The 15,798-nt window shown below is 40.5% G+C and carries 15 protein-coding genes; 9 read left to right on the forward strand and 6 right to left on the reverse strand.

Annotated features, from left to right (window positions below; translation table 11 throughout):
• The first annotated feature begins 124 nt into the window (after window positions 1-124).
• The gene (locus ACHUE3_RS13700) at window positions 125-1,165 is read left to right on the forward strand and encodes a phospholipase A (protein ID WP_394192952.1); all 1,041 of its coding nucleotides are present in this window, start codon (window positions 125-127) and stop codon (window positions 1,163-1,165) included.
• A 41-nt stretch (window positions 1,166-1,206) separates the two neighbouring features.
• On the opposite strand, the gene ACHUE3_RS13705 is transcribed toward ACHUE3_RS13700, so the two are convergent.
• Window positions 1,207-2,100, reverse strand: a complete 894-nt coding sequence (locus ACHUE3_RS13705; RefSeq protein WP_394192953.1) for a bifunctional GNAT family N-acetyltransferase/hotdog fold thioesterase — start codon at window positions 2,098-2,100, stop codon at window positions 1,207-1,209.
• Window positions 2,101-2,295: 195 nt separating this feature from the next.
• Here ACHUE3_RS13705 and ACHUE3_RS13710 point away from each other — a divergent pair, with 195 nt between their 5' ends.
• Window positions 2,296-2,985, forward strand: coding sequence for a spermidine synthase (locus tag ACHUE3_RS13710; protein WP_394192954.1), 690 nt, complete (start codon window positions 2,296-2,298; stop codon window positions 2,983-2,985).
• Between the two features lie 5 nt (window positions 2,986-2,990).
• Here ACHUE3_RS13710 and dtd read toward each other — a convergent pair whose 3' ends face one another.
• The 3 genes from dtd to ACHUE3_RS13725 are packed head-to-tail and all read right to left on the reverse strand — an operon-like array spanning window position 2,991 to window position 5,294.
• A complete protein-coding gene (gene dtd, locus ACHUE3_RS13715; protein WP_394192955.1) occupies window positions 2,991-3,428 on the reverse strand; it encodes a D-aminoacyl-tRNA deacylase in 438 nt (145 codons plus the stop codon).
• Complete coding sequence (locus tag ACHUE3_RS13720) at window positions 3,416-4,369, reverse strand: alpha/beta fold hydrolase (protein WP_394192956.1); 954 nt, start codon at window positions 4,367-4,369, stop codon at window positions 3,416-3,418. The genes dtd and ACHUE3_RS13720 overlap by 13 nt, the downstream gene beginning before the upstream one ends.
• 31 nt (window positions 4,370-4,400) lie before the next feature.
• A complete protein-coding gene (locus ACHUE3_RS13725) occupies window positions 4,401-5,294 on the reverse strand; it encodes a virulence factor BrkB family protein (RefSeq protein WP_394192957.1) in 894 nt (297 codons plus the stop codon).
• Window positions 5,295-5,380: 86 nt separating this feature from the next.
• On the opposite strand from ACHUE3_RS13725, the gene ACHUE3_RS13730 reads away from it, so the two are divergent.
• Together ACHUE3_RS13730 and ACHUE3_RS13735 are read left to right on the forward strand one after the other, a co-directional pair.
• Entirely contained in the window at window positions 5,381-6,037 is a 657-nt protein-coding gene (locus tag ACHUE3_RS13730) for a DUF2959 domain-containing protein (RefSeq protein ID WP_099295467.1), read from the forward strand.
• Between the two features lie 143 nt (window positions 6,038-6,180).
• Entirely contained in the window at window positions 6,181-7,272 is a 1,092-nt protein-coding gene (locus tag ACHUE3_RS13735; RefSeq protein WP_394192958.1) for an MBL fold metallo-hydrolase, read from the forward strand.
• Here the strand turns inward: ACHUE3_RS13735 and ACHUE3_RS13740 are convergent.
• Entirely contained in the window at window positions 7,267-7,542 is a 276-nt protein-coding gene (locus ACHUE3_RS13740) for a hypothetical protein (protein ID WP_394192959.1), read from the reverse strand. The genes ACHUE3_RS13735 and ACHUE3_RS13740 overlap by 6 nt on opposite strands.
• Before the next feature lie 190 nt (window positions 7,543-7,732).
• Between ACHUE3_RS13740 and ACHUE3_RS13745 the strand changes: the two genes are divergently transcribed.
• Window positions 7,733-8,461, forward strand: a complete 729-nt coding sequence (locus ACHUE3_RS13745; protein ID WP_394192960.1) for a CBM9 family sugar-binding protein — start codon at window positions 7,733-7,735, stop codon at window positions 8,459-8,461.
• 360 nt (window positions 8,462-8,821) lie between these two features.
• Here ACHUE3_RS13745 and typA read toward each other — a convergent pair whose 3' ends face one another.
• Window positions 8,822-10,645: a translational GTPase TypA gene (gene typA, locus ACHUE3_RS13750; RefSeq protein WP_394192961.1), complete on the reverse strand. Its 1,824-nt coding sequence runs from the start codon at window positions 10,643-10,645 to the stop codon at window positions 8,822-8,824.
• Between the two features lie 507 nt (window positions 10,646-11,152).
• Between typA and glnA the strand changes: the two genes are divergently transcribed.
• The 4 genes from glnA to ntrC all read left to right on the forward strand — a co-directional run bounded on the left by glnA (window position 11,153) and on the right by ntrC (window position 15,775).
• Complete coding sequence (glnA, locus tag ACHUE3_RS13755; RefSeq protein ID WP_394192962.1) at window positions 11,153-12,559, forward strand: glutamate--ammonia ligase; 1,407 nt, start codon at window positions 11,153-11,155, stop codon at window positions 12,557-12,559.
• Between the two features lie 144 nt (window positions 12,560-12,703).
• Window positions 12,704-13,216, forward strand: a complete 513-nt coding sequence (locus ACHUE3_RS13760; RefSeq protein WP_394192963.1) for a DUF4124 domain-containing protein — start codon at window positions 12,704-12,706, stop codon at window positions 13,214-13,216.
• 86 nt (window positions 13,217-13,302) lie between these two features.
• Window positions 13,303-14,373 (forward strand): nitrogen regulation protein NR(II), encoded by a 1,071-nt coding sequence (glnL, locus tag ACHUE3_RS13765; RefSeq protein WP_394192964.1) that lies wholly within the window; start codon window positions 13,303-13,305, stop codon window positions 14,371-14,373.
• 16 nt (window positions 14,374-14,389) lie between these two features.
• A complete protein-coding gene (gene ntrC, locus ACHUE3_RS13770; RefSeq protein WP_394192965.1) occupies window positions 14,390-15,775 on the forward strand; it encodes a nitrogen regulation protein NR(I) in 1,386 nt (461 codons plus the stop codon).
• Window positions 15,776-15,798 lie beyond the last annotated feature (23 nt).

Below are 15,798 nucleotides of genomic sequence, written 5' to 3' on the forward strand. Positions count from 1 at the left end.
GATCTTCTGTTAAAGTTATCCTTGGACAGACATATTGAATAAATACTTTCAGCCATTTTAAAGCGGTGGCACAAGTCCAGCAGCTCCACATAGACTCTCTATTTAGTTTACCAAAGGAATAATAATGACTTGGCGCAATGGGATTTTACTTACTACTTTGTTATCAACTAGCGTGTTGGCACAACAAGCCGACTCACAAAAGACAAACGAACAAGACAGTGATATTGAATTAGTAAAACAATGTATTTTAAACGAAGCAATCGCAGGGGACGAAAATCAAACTCTAGCACAGCTTCGAAAAAAATGTTCTGCTTTAGATGAAAGCAAGCAAATAACAGCGCTTGATAAACGCAAAGCACGTGAGCAAGTAAGTCAAAAAAATCGCAATGTTATTACGCCCCATAAGCGTAACTATTTGCTGCCATTATCCTATGTATCAAACCCAAACACTCGCCCTTTTGGTGGGCTAAATGAGCTATCTGACGAACCCAGTGGCGAGCAACTTGATAATCTAGAAGTAAAATACCAACTCTCAATCAAAGTACCGATTTACAATGATTTTTCAGATGACGATCAAGCTGTTTTTTTTGGTTTTACTTTGCAATCATTTTGGCAATTTTATAATAACGAAATCTCATCCCCTTTTCGTGAAACAAACTACGAACCTGAAGTTTTCTGGGTTAATTATCTCGACCCTGAGAACGTACTTTGGGGTGATGAAATGGCGATAGCTATAGGTATGTCTCATCAATCTAATGGCCGCAGCCAGCCAAATTCCCGTTCATGGAACCGAGTTTATGCTAACTTCCTATGGGAGAAAGATGGCTTTGTATTTAGTTTTAAACCTTGGTATCGCATTCCTGAAGATAGAAAAGAAGACCCTATGGAAGCCAAGGGCGACGATAACCCAGATATATACAAATACATGGGCTATTTTGAGTTTGGTGGAGCTTATCGCTACGAAGACCACGAATTTAGTTTTATGACACGAAATAACTTAAATTCAGACAACCGCGGTGCGATTCAGCTTGATTGGTCATTCCCGCTATGGGGGCGATTGCGAGGCTATGCACAATACTTTAATGGTTATGGTGAAAGCTTAATTGATTACAACGCAGATATTGAACGTATAGGTGTGGGTATTTTATTAACTGATTTACTCTAACAATAAGGCCAAGCAATCGCTTGGCCTTATTTTTCTCTTAATTACTTTATAACTTTAAATATGCCTTCAAACTCAGCAACTAACACATCACCATCATAAATAGCGACAGGGACTCGATAACTTGCTTTACCTTCAGTTTCAAGTTCAGCCAATTTGCCTTTGCAACCACTTAAATCAACGCAGCCACGAGGATCGTTATTAAGCGGTTTTAAATATTTAATATTAGCGTCGGCTAACACAATATTACCTTCAAGCTCGGCTTCTTTGAGTGCTAAATAAGTTGCGCCCCAACCTGTTAACGTTGCTAAACTATAGATTGAACCAGCAAACATCGTATTGTGTAAATTTAAATTAGCATCCAAATCAGCGCGGGTGGTAAATTGCCAATCCGTATAGCTTTCAACTTTAATTCCCATCGCATCACTAATTGGAATCGATTCACGCCATGTGTTTTGTAACACTTGAGTCCAATTAGGATGACGGAACCAGCCAGGTTCAGACGGCTTTTGCTTAATCATTTTAAAGTGCTGTACATCATCGTAAGCTAGGTGAGCTTTTTCTTTTAACTCATAGCCATGGCGCTTATAAAACTCTAATGCGCGTTCACGTGCAAATAACACTAACTCATCAGCATCTTGCGTCCAGGCTATTTTTTCTAGCTCATGCAATAAGCGACTGCCAATATGTTGATTACGGTTACCCTCAGCAACCGCCATATAACGTACCTGTGCTTGCTGTTGGTTATTAAAGTGCAAACGCGCAACACCGAGTACTTCACCCGCTTTATTTTTTATAAACCGATGTTCAGCATCCTGTTCCAAGTCATCTTGTTCAGAGCCGCGTGGCTGCTGCCAAGGTGCGCGTAATACCTGCCAGCGTAATTGATAATATGCCTGCCAATCTTCACTGCTTTGTGGCGTAGTTACCTGAAACATACATTCTCCTGTTGTTCTATTACCGCATTTAACATATCTACTATCGATAGATAACATAAAGCAGCGTTTTTTTATTGCGACCTACCATACGCTATCTTTTAAAAACTTGGAATACGACTTTGGTGAGTCCTTATTTTAACTGTAAAACGAACTTAACAGGCTGGCGGTTTAGGTTGACTCGTCTAAGCTACGTATATGGAAAATTTAATTGTAAGCGCTGGCATTGTAAAGCAAAGCTTTATTGAAGATTGCAATCGCATCGGACAGCTTATCTATTGGCACAAACATGGCGCTGATTGCATTCAAGTTCGCCAATTCAAGCAGTTTCGCTGGTTACTCATCAACGATATATTACAATCCGTAGTTGAAAAAAATCATCCAAACCAGCTATTGTTCCCACACCTGCAATCGCTAGCTTGTTTATGGCTGCCTTTGGCTAAACCTAAAAAGGTGCTTGAACTAGGCCTTGGGGGTGGCGCTATTCATAACTACATACAACACACTTATCCTGATTGCCAACTCATGTCTGTGGAAAAAAACGCCAGCATTATCCATTGTTATAAACGCTTTTTTTATAGTGCCCATGCCAGTAATTTACAGTGTTCTGACGCTCAATTAGTGCTTGATAAGAACGAACAATATGATTGGGTTATTCTTGATCTCTTTAGCCAATTAGATGCGCCTGTCTTTTTATATAAACACCTATTTTATGAAAAAATACGCAATGTACTGAGCACGGACGGGCATTTATTTATTAACTTTTTATCAGCCCACCAATCACAACTCAAACAACTAGAACAACTTTTGATCGCCACATTTGGCAAGCCCCCCAGTATCGAAAAAATACCCAACTACACAAATCATATTGTTATGATCAGTAAATAAGCCTTTTAGGCCTTTAAATTAAAAGTTACTGGACCGTCATTACATAAACTTACTTGCATATCGGCGGCAAACTGCCCAGAAGCCACTTTTAAGCCTTTCTCTTTTGCTTGGCTAACAAAGTATTCATAAATTTCATTTGCTCGCTCTGGCGTTGCTGCAGATGAAAAACTAGGTCGCATACCCTTTTTGGTATCTGCCGCTAATGTGAACTGCGATACAACAAGCAACTCACCTTGAATGTCCTTTAAACTCAAATTCATTTTATCGTTTTCATCTGTAAAAATGCGATAGTTGCTCACTTTATGTAGCAGTTTATCTGCGGTTGATTTGTCGTCGAGCTTTTCAACACCCAGCAACAATAAAATGCCTTGCTCTATTTGCCCGATAACCTGATTATCTACTTCTACTTTAGCGTGTTTTACCCGCTGAATTAATCCTTGCATTTATTCCTCGATAATTTGATAGACATAAGATCGGCGGCACGCCGCACTGCAGACAAATATACATTATTATCAACACCATGCCCAATTTCATCTAGCACGAATAGCTGTGCATTAAGCTGTTTTGCAAACTGTTGTACTGCACTGAAACGACAGACTAAATCATGTCGCCCGTGAATAAACCACATAGGGATGTTATGTAAGTTATGGCCATTTTTCACAATGTAGTTTTCATCAATAAAACAATTCGCGATGAAAAAATGCACCATTAAACGAGCCATAATAAGACCTTGCTGAGGGCAACTTAGCGCCCACTGCGGTGACTGTTTTCCTTGTGATAATACAGCCTCCCATTGACACCATTGCTTTGCATAGTGGCTGGTACTAATTTGATCATCGCCATATAAATGCTGCTTATAAAACGCCAAAATACTTTTCACATCAGGTTGACCCTGTGAAAAGTCTTGATAAAGCTCAGGGTAAAATTGTGCCGCAGCACCATTTGGGCCATATAACCACTGAAAATCAGCGTGAGCCCCTAAAAATGTACCGCGTAGTATAAGTCCTGTAACGTGCTGGTGATACTTAATGGCATACAGTAAGCATAGCGTTGCGCCCCATGATGCTCCACAAAGCGATAGCTTATCGATACCCAATGATTGTCTGAGGTAATTCAAATCCTCAATGAGATGGTCAGTGGCATTTTTACTTACTTGGTGAGGAGTAGACAGGCCACAACCACGTTGGCTATATAAAATAATACGATAACGAGTGGGATCAAAAAAGCGACAATTATCGCGATTTAAACCAAATCCAGGGCCACCATGGCAAATAATTACAGGAAGCCCGTTGGGGTTACCACATTCTTGCACATGAAGCTGATGACCCTCACCTACACTCAGATGAAAGTCATTATAAGGGGTAATGCTTGGGTATAACTGCATAACGCTGACTCCTGTATCAGCGGTGCAAATGTTATGTGTGTGATGAGTCCGTTTCAAGTTGGATCTCAGGTGTATCTTCGACATCCTTAGGGCTAATACACACTGTAAACTCTGCACCTAGTAACACGACCGTCCACGAAAGGTATACCCAAACAAACAAAATTGGGATGGTTGCCACTGTCCCATAAATTAACTCATAGGATGGAAAGTGACTAATATACAAAGCAAACCCTTTTTTGGTTAACTCAAACAAAACCGCAGCAAAAATAGCACCGGGGATCGCAGCCTTAAATGGAACAGGTGTATTTGGAACTAAAGTATAGAGCAAAATAAAGCCAGCCATAGAAATTATAAAGGGTAAAAGTTTTATCAAAAAGCCACTAAAACCCGGAATTCCTTGATCTGCAAATGAAACTAAAGAAACAATATACGAAGATATACCGATACTGGCCCCTAACAAAACCGGGCCTAAGGTCAAAATCATCCAATATACAGATAATGAAATCATCAAAGGACGCTTCTTTTTAATTCGCCAAATGCGATTGAGCGTCGCATCGACATTTTTCATCAGCAACAACGCTATCGCTGCTAAAAAGCTCACCCCAACTGCTGTCATCTGGTTAGCATTACCTGCAAATGAACTCACATGCTCTCTTATTGCATCTGAAGATGCGGGTACAAAATTAGTGAACAAAAAGTTTTCAATCGCAACTCGCGTATCTTCAAAACCAGGAAAAGCGGAAAATATAGCCACTGCAACCGCAATTAAAGGCACTAATGAGAGTAATGTTACATACGCTAAATAGCCCGCATTGACTGTGATTTGGTCATCAATACAACGGTTAAGATATTGCATCCACCAGCCCGGCTGCTGGCGTAAAAATGAGCCAGCTTGATGCTTATAGTGTGCTACCCTGTCATTCATAAATTAACTTTTTGCAAAATAGTTTTGATTATCATAGCAATCCACCACATAATTTAAAAACTAATCGGGAATTAAAAGGGATCTCAATGAAAAAACTTTCAGTACTTAGCGCACCCTTACTTGCGTTAACGATGACCTTAACGGGTTGCCAATCTGCTTATTATTCTGCCATGGAATCAGTTGGTGTACACAAGCGCGATATTTTGGTTGACCGTGTTGAAGAAACAAAAGACTCTCAGGAAGAGTCTCAAGAAGAGTTCCAATCAGCCTTAGATCGTTTATCTACCCTTATTAACTTTGATGGCGGCGACCTAAAAGAAGCTTATGACCAACTTAATAGTGATTACGAGTCAAGCCTTTCAGCAGCCAATGATGTGACTACTAATATAAATAAAGTTGAGGACGTGGCAGAGGCATTGTTCGACGAATGGGCCGATGAATTAGAGCAATATACAAACGCATCATTAAAACGCCAAAGCAATAAGCAACTTAATTCAACCAAGCGCGACTTTGAAAAATTATTACGCTCAATGCGTAATGCCGAAAGCAAAATGGAGCCTGTATTATCATCACTACGAGATAATGTTTTATACTTAAAACATAACCTTAATGCGCAAGCTGTAACAGCAATACAAGGTGAATTTACTAGCCTTAAACGCGACATTAAAGTGTTAATGGATGACATGAATAAATCTATCGCTGATTCTAATAAGTTCATTGAGCAGATGAATAAAGCGGGATAAATCAACTTCGAGTTGACGAGAAAAGAAGACATTAAGCCTGCATTGTGCAGGCTTTTTTGTTATTTTTTGTTACTTTTTAAATATTTTTTAGTCAGCTGTTTTTGGTACACTTTAAACAATTATAATAATAAACACAGCTAACAATGAAAATACGTACCTTTAGTTTGATCATCGCTTCGAGCATATTAGCAGCATGTAGCGCCGCGAATCATGTGCAGATAATTGCTGGTCCAGATACGGTTGTACCACTTCATCAAGATGGTAAACGAGCTGGCCGCTATCATAACCTATACCCCGGTGAAAAAACTTACCCTATTAGCTGTGAAAGTGACTGCTACCCAAAAAATCCTAGCTTAGTATGTGAAACAGAGGCCGAAAACTGCCAATACCAAGGCGAACAAATAAATCCTCAACTAAAAACTGGTTTCGTTGTTCGTTGGCTCGGCCATGCAGGGTTTATGGTAAAAACCCCCAACGGCCAACAAGTGGTATTTGATCCAGTTAAAGAGCAATTTGATTCTCCCGTTGATTTAGCCTTTAGACTCGCCTCTGGATTTTACCGTAAACCTGGCGATTGGCTCACAAACAGCGAAATGAATAACTTAGACGCTGTGATGTATTCGCACATTCATTATGATCATTTTAATAAAGCTGATATCGAAGAAATTGGTAATGCACCTCGCTATTTAACACCGCTAGGTATGGCGGATAATTTTCCCTCGGGTGGCTTTAATATTAGCGAAATGGCTTGGTATGCAAAAACCAAGGTTGATGATTTAACCATTCATGCACTGCCCGCACACCATTTTAGTAGTCGTGTTTTAGTGCCGTTTATCTATGAAGATAACGATAAAGACCTATGGAGTAGCTGGCTACTTGAGCAAAATGGTAAAACACTGTTTTTTGCCGGTGATACAGGTTATTCACAGCATTTTAGCGATATTGAGCAAAAATACGGTGAAATTGATATTTGTTTAATACCCATAGCCTCTTATTATCATGAAGAAAGTGGCGACTGGTATCGTTACGTTCATACCACACCAGAGGATGCGCTAAGTGCAGCACAAGACCTTAACTGTAAAGTCATGATCCCATGGGGGTATGGAAATTCAAGTTGGAAAATGGGCGATCACAGCAGCCACTCAGCACTACTACGTTTACTACATATGTACGATGAAATGGATGCTCAAACGCCACTTTATATTCTTAATGAAGGAGAAAGCGTCGCTTTATAAAGCGACGCTTGGATACATATTATCATCGTCTTCTGTGCTGCATTCATCATCACCAAGTGAACGGTTGATGGGCCCCAGCAGCACCTGAAAAAAACCATTAATCACATTCATTTCTTGATTTGTATCTGTCCTATCAATAGCTAGGTTTTGCACTTGTCGCTGCTGACTTTGCGCGCTGCCAACAACAAAATCACAACCCGACCTCATCATTTGTGAAGAAGTGCAACCTGACAACAACACAACCATAACTAAGGGTAACGCTTTAGCCAAAATACTTCCTTGAATATGTATTAGTTTAAGCAATGCAGTTATTTTACCTACTTTTGATACTAAAAATGTAAAAATTTGTTTTTACCATATGCTTGTTACTACAGATGTTATTTGGCAACTGTACCCCTTTACTTGTTGTTTTCAAACTATGTTTCAGACAATATTAGTAAAAAATATATTTGAGAATGACATGAAAGCATTCACACTGATTTCAAGCTTATTGATAAGTAATACAGCTATCGCTATTGATGTAGAACACACATCCACGCCTATTAATATTGATGGTGTTGCTGAAAGCGCTTGGGACAAAGCCACTTGGCAAAACATGCCATACTTAATGGATGGCACCCTACCAAGCTCAGATAAGGATTTTAAAGGTCGCTACCGCTTACTGTGGGATGAAGATTATCTATACTTGCAAGCCGATATTGTTGATGATGTACTGATTGATACACACCCAAATCCAACCGAAAAATACTGGGATGATGATGCTCTCGAGGTCTTTATTGATAGTGACGCATCTGGCGGTAACCATCAATTCAACCATACAGCATTTGCCTATCATATTGGCCTTGATAACCAAGCTGCTGATTACGGGCCTGATAAAAAAGCACATTTATATACCGACCACTTAGTTAGTAACTGGAAACGCAGTACCACTACGCCCTATAACATCACTTGGGAAGTCGCAATAAAGCTCTACCCTAATGACTATCAAGAAGGTGCGCAAAACACTCAGCTAAAATTAACGGAAAAACAAGTAGTCGGCTTTATGCTCGCCTACTGCGATAACGACGGTAGTAAAGTTCGCGAACACTTTTTGGGTTCTCACGAAATACAGCCTGTTAACGGCAGCCGCAACCTCGGCTATATCGATGCCGACGTTTTTGGTAAGATCACATTACTATCGAAAAAGTGAAAAAGTTGGCGCGTAGGTTGGGTTGAGCGCAGCGAAACCCAACGAAAAATACCCTGCTAACAAACATTGAAGCTTTGCATTACCGGCTTCTTTAAGCCTTCTCTCTTTTTCTTCTCATTCCCTTCTCCTTGTGCAAAAAATCTTTAAGTGAATCATTCACAAAGAGAATAAGAGACGCTGCGCTTTTAGAGGAAAAAGATAATATTGCACGGTTTATGAAATCTAGCGGCTTTCACCTCATAGTTATACAAACACCAAGTGATCCAACTACACTGCTCTAACCTGACAGCTTGCATCCACAAAAAAGCCGCTGTATTTTGCAATACAGCGGCTTTTCAATCAGTAATCTAAATTAATAGATTATGACTTAGGAGCACGACCCGCACGTTTACGCTCATTTTCAGTTAAATGGCGTTTACGAATACGAATGTTCTCAGGTGTTACTTCTACTAACTCATCATCAGCAATAAACTCAAGCGCTTGCTCAAGTGAATAGTTAAGTGCTGGTGTTAGTGTTTGTGCTTCATCTGTACCAGATGCACGAACGTTAGTAAGTTGCTTACCTTTAAGCGCGTTAACTGTCAGGTCGTTATCACGGCTATGAATACCGATAACCATACCTTCATAAACTTCAACACCGTGACCGATGAATAAACGGCCGCGCTCTTGTAAGTTAAATAATGCGTTAGTCAGTGCTTTACCTGTTGCGTTTGCAATCATTACGCCGTTCTTACGAACACCTAGCTCGCCACCTTTGTGCGGACCGTAGTGATCGAACGTATGGTAGAGTAAACCAGAACCTGAAGTTAATGTCATGAACTCAGTTTGGAAACCGATTAAACCACGGCTTGGGATCATAAAGTCCATACGCATACGGCCCTTACCATCTGGTGCCATGTCAGTAAGCTCACCCTTACGAAGACCAATTTGCTCCATGATAGAACCTTGGTGCTCTTCTTCACAGTCAATAGTTAGTGTTTCATACGGTTCTTCTAACACGCCATCAACTGTGCGTAAGATTACTTCTGGACGAGATACAGCTAACTCATAACCTTCACGGCGCATGTTTTCGATTAAGATACCTAGGTGTAATTCACCACGACCCGATACACGGAAGCTATCTGGGTTATCAGTATCCGCAACACGAAGTGCAACGTTGTGTACTAATTCTTTGTCTAAACGCTCACGGATATTACGTGATGTTACAAACTTACCTTCTTTACCACAGAACGGAGAGTTATTTACAGAGAACGTCATCGTTACTGTAGGCTCATCAACACTTAGTGGTGGTAATGCTTCAACGTTATTAGGACAACAAAGCGTATCTGAAATCTTAAGCTCGCCAAGACCAGTAACTGTTACGATGTTACCAGCATAACCACGGTCTGTTTCAATACGCTCAAGGCCTAAGTAGCTTTGTACTGAACCAATCTTACCGTTACGAGTCGTGCCGTCTGCACTGATAACCGTAACTTGTTGGTTAGGCGCAACAGAACCACGTTTGATACGACCAATACCAATTACACCTTTATACGAGTTGTAATCAAGCTGTGAGATCTGCATTTGGAAGTCACCTTCAGGATCTGCCTCTGGTGGTGATACTTCATCAACGATCATCTTGAACATAGGTTCCATGTTGTCTGATGCTTCGTCTAAATCTAATGTTGCCCAGCCGTTGATAGCTGATGCATAAATTACTTTAAAGTCTAACTGTTCGTCAGTTGCGCCAAGGTTATCGAATAAATCAAAAATTTGATCCATAACCCAATCTGGACGAGCGCCTGGCTTATCAATTTTATTGATAACAACGATTGGCTTTAAGCCTTGCGCGAATGCTTTTTGCGTTACGAAACGCGTTTGTGGCATTGGACCTTCTTGAGCATCAACAAGTAATAATACTGAGTCAGCCATCGAAAGTACGCGTTCAACTTCACCGCCAAAGTCGGCGTGTCCCGGGGTATCTACGATATTGATGTGGTAGTCATTCCAAGAGATGGCCGTGTTTTTAGCCAAAATGGTAATGCCACGCTCTTTCTCAATGTCGTTTGAGTCCATCACGCGCTCTTCGTTACCGCCGCGTGTTTCTAATGTACCTGATTGCTCAAGTAGTTTGTCAACTAAGGTTGTTTTACCATGGTCAACGTGCGCGATAATCGCTATGTTTCTTAAGTTTTCGATGCTCATATATTTACTCAGAGAAATTAATTCTCATTGATCCTGCAAGATCTACGCACTCATCTGCATTTTCACCAGATGTCCCAGCATAGGATTTAAAAGGGCGCATATTATCCCTCATTAATGACATGGATGAAAGTTTATCCAATACAAATTTGAAAACTTTCTTAATACTTTCACTAAGTATCTGTTTTATATGTGACAAATATATGAATTAAATTTCAATTATTTAGCTCACTTCGGTCATTTTGACTATTTTTAGGATATTTTTGGTAGTCTTCAGCATTTAGGTTATGCTAATTTCAAAGTGATTAAATTGTCAGCAAACAGGCATTGTAAACATTGCACCAAAAAGTAACATTTACGCACCAATTTGGTGCTTTTGTTTATTGGCATTTAAAGTGTTTTTATTTTTCCACATTATAAACAATCGGTTATAAAACTGGCACAAAATCAGCTTACTTAAACTCAAAAGCAGTTATGCAGCAATAATAAAACCCAACAGTTGGAGGACACATGTCACAATCGGTTTTAGATTTTATTAAAGAAAATGACGTCAAGTTCATTGATTTACGCTTTACTGACACTAAAGGTAAAGAGCAACATGTTTCTATTCCTCATCACCAAGTTGATGAAGACTTTTTTGAAGACGGTAAAATGTTCGACGGTTCTTCAATCGCAGGTTGGAAAGGCATCAACGAATCAGACATGGTACTAATGCCTGTTGCTGAATCAGCGAAGCTTGACCCATTTACAGAAGAAGCAACATTAATTGTTCGTTGTGACGTTGTAGAACCATCTACACTTCAAGGTTATGAGCGCGACCCGCGTTCTGTTGCAAAACGTGCAGAAGAATACATGAAATCTACAGGTATCGCTGATACTGTGCTTTTCGGCCCAGAGCCAGAGTTCTTTCTTTTTGACGACGTTAAATATAAAACTGACATGTCAGGTTCAATGTATAAAATTGATGCTGAAGAAGCTGCATGGAACTCTGATAAAGACTACGAAGGCGGTAACTCAGGCCATCGCCCAGGTGTTAAAGGCGGTTACTTCCCATGTTCACCAGTTGATTCTTCACAAGATTGGCGTTCAGCTACTTGTTTAGTACTTGAAGAGCTAGGTCAAGTTGTTGAAGCACATCACCATGAAGTAGCAACTGCTGGCCAAAACGAAATCGCTACTCGCTTTAATACAATGGTATTAAAAGCAGATGAAATCCAAGAAATGAAATATGTTATTCATAACATGGCTCATTTATACGGAAAAACAGCGACATTTATGCCTAAACCTATCGTTGGCGATAACGGTTCTGGTATGCACTGTCACCAGTCTTTAGCTAAAGACGGTGTTAACTTATTCGCTGGCGACAAGTACGGCGGTCTTTCTGAAGATGCACTTTACTACATTGGTGGTATCATTAAGCATGCTAAAGCAATCAACGCTTTTGCTAATGCTTCAACTAACTCGTACAAGCGTTTAGTACCAGGTTTTGAAGCGCCAGTAATGCTTGCATATTCAGCACGTAACCGTTCTGCTTCAATCCGTATTCCTGTAGTACCATCTGAGAAAGGTCGTCGTATTGAAGTACGCTTCCCAGATCCAACTGCTAACCCTTACCTTGCATTTGCTTCAATGCTTATGGCTGGTCTTGACGGTATCAAAAACAAGATCCACCCTGGCGATGCAATGGATAAAGATTTATACGACTTACCAGCAGAAGAAGCAGCTGAAATTCCACAAGTTGCGGCTTCATTAGACGAAGCGCTTGCAGCACTAAGTGCTGACCGTGAATTCTTAACGCAAGGTGGCGTATTTACTGATGACTTAATCGATGCATACATCAACCTTAAGTCTCAAGAAGTTGAAAAGCTTAACATGACAACTCACCCAATTGAGTTTGAAATGTACTACAGTGTTTAATGCGCTGTAGATAGAATTGTCTAGATTATAGACAAGTCTTAATGTGTGTTCTCAAGGCCCGCTTGTCGGGCTTTTTTTATGGCAAAAAGTAATTTTTTCCACTAAAGTTTAATCAGTTTTTTGAAATGCAAGGTCGGCCGAAAAGTGAAAATTACCATTATTGGTTTGTTGATAATCATTTTATTCAGTCTTTACAGTCATGCCGGTGAAAAGAAGATTTATTCATGGAAAGATAAAAATGGCGTACTCGTTTTTTCAGACACACCCAAGCCTGGGGCAGTAGAAGTCAAACTCACAAGCCAAGTACTCTCGATGCCAACAACAGATACCAGTGTTTTAAATGAAACTAAACCGACTGCAATAAAGCCTTTTAAGATAGAAATAGCGTCGCCGGAAAATGAGCAAACTATCCGAGAAAATACAGGTTCGGTATACGTAAATAGCCGCGTAACCCCTCGCTTTGAAAGTGACTTTAAAGTTCAATTATTCGTTGATGGAATCGCACATGCTCAACCAAGTGCAACTAATACATTTGCGCTTCGTAATGTTGACCGTGGTGAACATTCTTTACAAGTTAAGCTATTTGACCCAGCAGGCAAAGTCATCGCAGTAAGTCCAAGCAGTGTCTTTTTTATGCATAGACAGTCTGCGTTATGAATATAAAGCAGTCAGCTAAGTTGCGACTGTAAATAAATAAAGTATGCTAAGCTGGCTTTATCATCAACGCACTAAAATGGTGCAACATGCCCGATAATAAAAAATTTAATCCTGAGTTACTCGCCAGTATTTGGAAAAACCTAACCACCGCCGTGATTTTGGTAGACAAAGATTTTACCCTTGTTTATGTAAACGACAGCGCCAGTGAGTTGTTAGGACTCAGTCCAAAACGGATGCTCAACCAACCTTTCGATAGTTTATTTAACTACCATTCTGTAGACCTTAAACGTATAGCTCACTACTCACTCATTGATGGAGTTGATTGCCACCAGCATAGAGCTGACGTGGTTTTCGTCGATTCTCGACACGCTAAGTTAGCCATTAGCGCACGACGTGTAAAGCTTGACGATGCGTTTTATATTTTGTTTGAATGTCGCCAAACAGATGATGAAATACGCCACGACCAAGCTTCCAATCAGATGCACCAATACCAAGCCGCGCGTAACCTAATACGGGGTCTTGCCCATGAAATAAAAAATCCCCTTGGTGGAATACGAGGAGCGGCGCAATTATTGCAGTATGAGGTTGATCAGCAAGAGCGAGACCAATGTGCTGAACTTATAATTGAACAAGCCGATCGCTTACGTGAGCTCGTAGATAAATTGTTAGGGCCGAATCAGTTACTAAAAAAGACATACGGTAACATTCACCAAACGTTAGAGTCGGTTGTTAAATTAAGTACACTTGATAGTAATAACAATATTAGCTTAGAAAAAGATTACGACCCGAGTATTCCTGATGTGTATATCGATCAAGGGAAAATTCAACAGGTGGTATTAAATATTGTTCGCAACGCCCAGCAAGCACTTGTTAATGGGGGTGTGATTAAACTAAAAACACGCATTAACCATCAACAACGCAGACCCGGTAAAGCGCCTAAAAAAGCACTGCTGATCCAAATATCAGACAACGGACCAGGAATAGATAGCAGTATTAGAGAGACTCTCTTCTATCCGATGATCACCAACAAAGAAGGTGGTTCCGGATTAGGGCTTTCAATAGCGCAAACTCTTATAGACCAACATAACGGCTATATAGAATGCGACAGCTGGCCTGGTCACACAGAATTTAATATATATCTGCCTTTTGTGGATTAATAGGTTTGGAGTCGCCATGAAAACAGTTTGGCTTGTTGATGATGATGCGTCTATTCGCTTCGTTTTAGAAAAAGCGCTTTCGCGCGCAGGATTTAATACAGAAAGTTTTGCTAATGCACAAGATGTATTAACGGCGCTTAAATTTAGCCAACCAACAGTACTTGTCTCTGACGTACGCATGCCTGGCATGGATGGCATGGCACTGCTGGAGTTAATCGCAGAACAAAATCCAGGGCTACCGGTAATCATCATGACAGCCCACTCAGATTTAGACTCAGCAGTAAATGCATTCCAAAAAGGCGCTTTTGAATACCTGGCAAAACCATTTGATTTAAATGAAGCGGTCGCTTTAGTTGAGAGTGCTTGCCGTGCAAACTCAGCAAAGAAAACAAAGCGTAAAGTTGCGCCCCCAAAAAGTGCGCACATTATTGGTGAAGCCCCTGCTATGCAAGAGGTATTTCGAGCGATTGGTAAGCTGTCAGCATCCAGTATGAGCGTACTCATTAATGGAGAGTCAGGCACAGGTAAAGAGCTCGTTGCAAGTGCCTTGCATAATCACAGCCCTCGCAAAGAAAATCAATTTATTGCTTTAAATATGGCGGCAATCCCAAAAGAGTTGGTTGAATCTGAGCTCTTTGGCCACGAGAAAGGTGCATTTACCGGTGCCGACACCGTACGTAAAGGTCGCTTTGAGCAAGCAAATGGCGGCACTTTATTTTTGGATGAAATTGGTGACATGCCCCTTGATGTGCAAACACGTTTACTGCGTGTGCTTGCTGATGGCGAGTTTTATCGCGTAGGCGGCCATCAAAGTATTAAAGTTGATGTACGTATTATTGCGGCAACGCACCAAAACCTTGAAGATCTTGTTAAGCAAGGTAAATTCAGGGATGATTTATTTCACCGATTAAACGTGGTGAGGTTACGCTTACCTGCTTTGCGTGAACGCACCGAAGATATCGAGCGTTTAGCGCAGCACTTTTTACATAAAAGCGCAAAAGACCTACAAGTAGAAAGTAAAATACTCAGCCCTAAAGCCACTGAACAATTGCGTCTTTTTAATTGGCCTGGGAATGTTAGACAACTTGAAAACACTTGCCGCTGGTTAACTGTTATGGCGCCTGGTGAGTTGATAAGTGAACAAGATTTACCGCCTGAAATACTGGAAGCTGAAGCCACTCAACAAGAAGGCGATTGGCTTGATTCTTTCCAACAATGGCTCAATCAAGAGTTAAAACAAGGAAAAGAAAATATCTGGCCGAATATTCAAGCGCAACTAGAAACTCGTTTAATAAAAACAGCATTAGCTAACTGTGCCGGGCATAAGCAAGAAGCGGCCGTTAAAATTGGCTGGGGGCGCAATACGTTGACCCGTAAGTTAAAAGAGCGCAATATCAGTTGATAGCTAGTAACTGCAATGACCTA

The sequence above is a fragment of the Pseudoalteromonas atlantica genome, assembly GCF_043641955.1.
GTDB classification, from domain to species: Bacteria; Pseudomonadota; Gammaproteobacteria; order Enterobacterales; family Alteromonadaceae; genus Pseudoalteromonas; species Pseudoalteromonas atlantica_A.

Coding starts and splice junctions, on each gene's coding strand:
- glnA (WP_394192962.1), top strand. CDS start 11,153: ATGTCACAATCGGTTTTAGATTTTATTAAAGAAAATGACGTCAAGTTC.
- ACHUE3_RS13705 (WP_394192953.1), bottom strand. CDS start 2,100: ATGTTTCAGGTAACTACGCCACAAAGCAGTGAAGATTGGCAGGCATAT.
- glnL (WP_394192964.1), top strand. CDS start 13,303: ATGCCCGATAATAAAAAATTTAATCCTGAGTTACTCGCCAGTATTTGG.
- ACHUE3_RS13745 (WP_394192960.1), top strand. CDS start 7,733: ATGAAAGCATTCACACTGATTTCAAGCTTATTGATAAGTAATACAGCT.
- ACHUE3_RS13710 (WP_394192954.1), top strand. CDS start 2,296: ATGGAAAATTTAATTGTAAGCGCTGGCATTGTAAAGCAAAGCTTTATT.
- ACHUE3_RS13725 (WP_394192957.1), bottom strand. CDS start 5,294: ATGAATGACAGGGTAGCACACTATAAGCATCAAGCTGGCTCATTTTTA.
- typA (WP_394192961.1), bottom strand. CDS start 10,645: ATGAGCATCGAAAACTTAAGAAACATAGCGATTATCGCGCACGTTGAC.
- ACHUE3_RS13735 (WP_394192958.1), top strand. CDS start 6,181: ATGAAAATACGTACCTTTAGTTTGATCATCGCTTCGAGCATATTAGCA.
- ACHUE3_RS13730 (WP_099295467.1), top strand. CDS start 5,381: ATGAAAAAACTTTCAGTACTTAGCGCACCCTTACTTGCGTTAACGATG.
- ACHUE3_RS13700 (WP_394192952.1), top strand. CDS start 125: ATGACTTGGCGCAATGGGATTTTACTTACTACTTTGTTATCAACTAGC.
- dtd (WP_394192955.1), bottom strand. CDS start 3,428: ATGCAAGGATTAATTCAGCGGGTAAAACACGCTAAAGTAGAAGTAGAT.
- ntrC (WP_394192965.1), top strand. CDS start 14,390: ATGAAAACAGTTTGGCTTGTTGATGATGATGCGTCTATTCGCTTCGTT.
- ACHUE3_RS13720 (WP_394192956.1), bottom strand. CDS start 4,369: ATGCAGTTATACCCAAGCATTACCCCTTATAATGACTTTCATCTGAGT.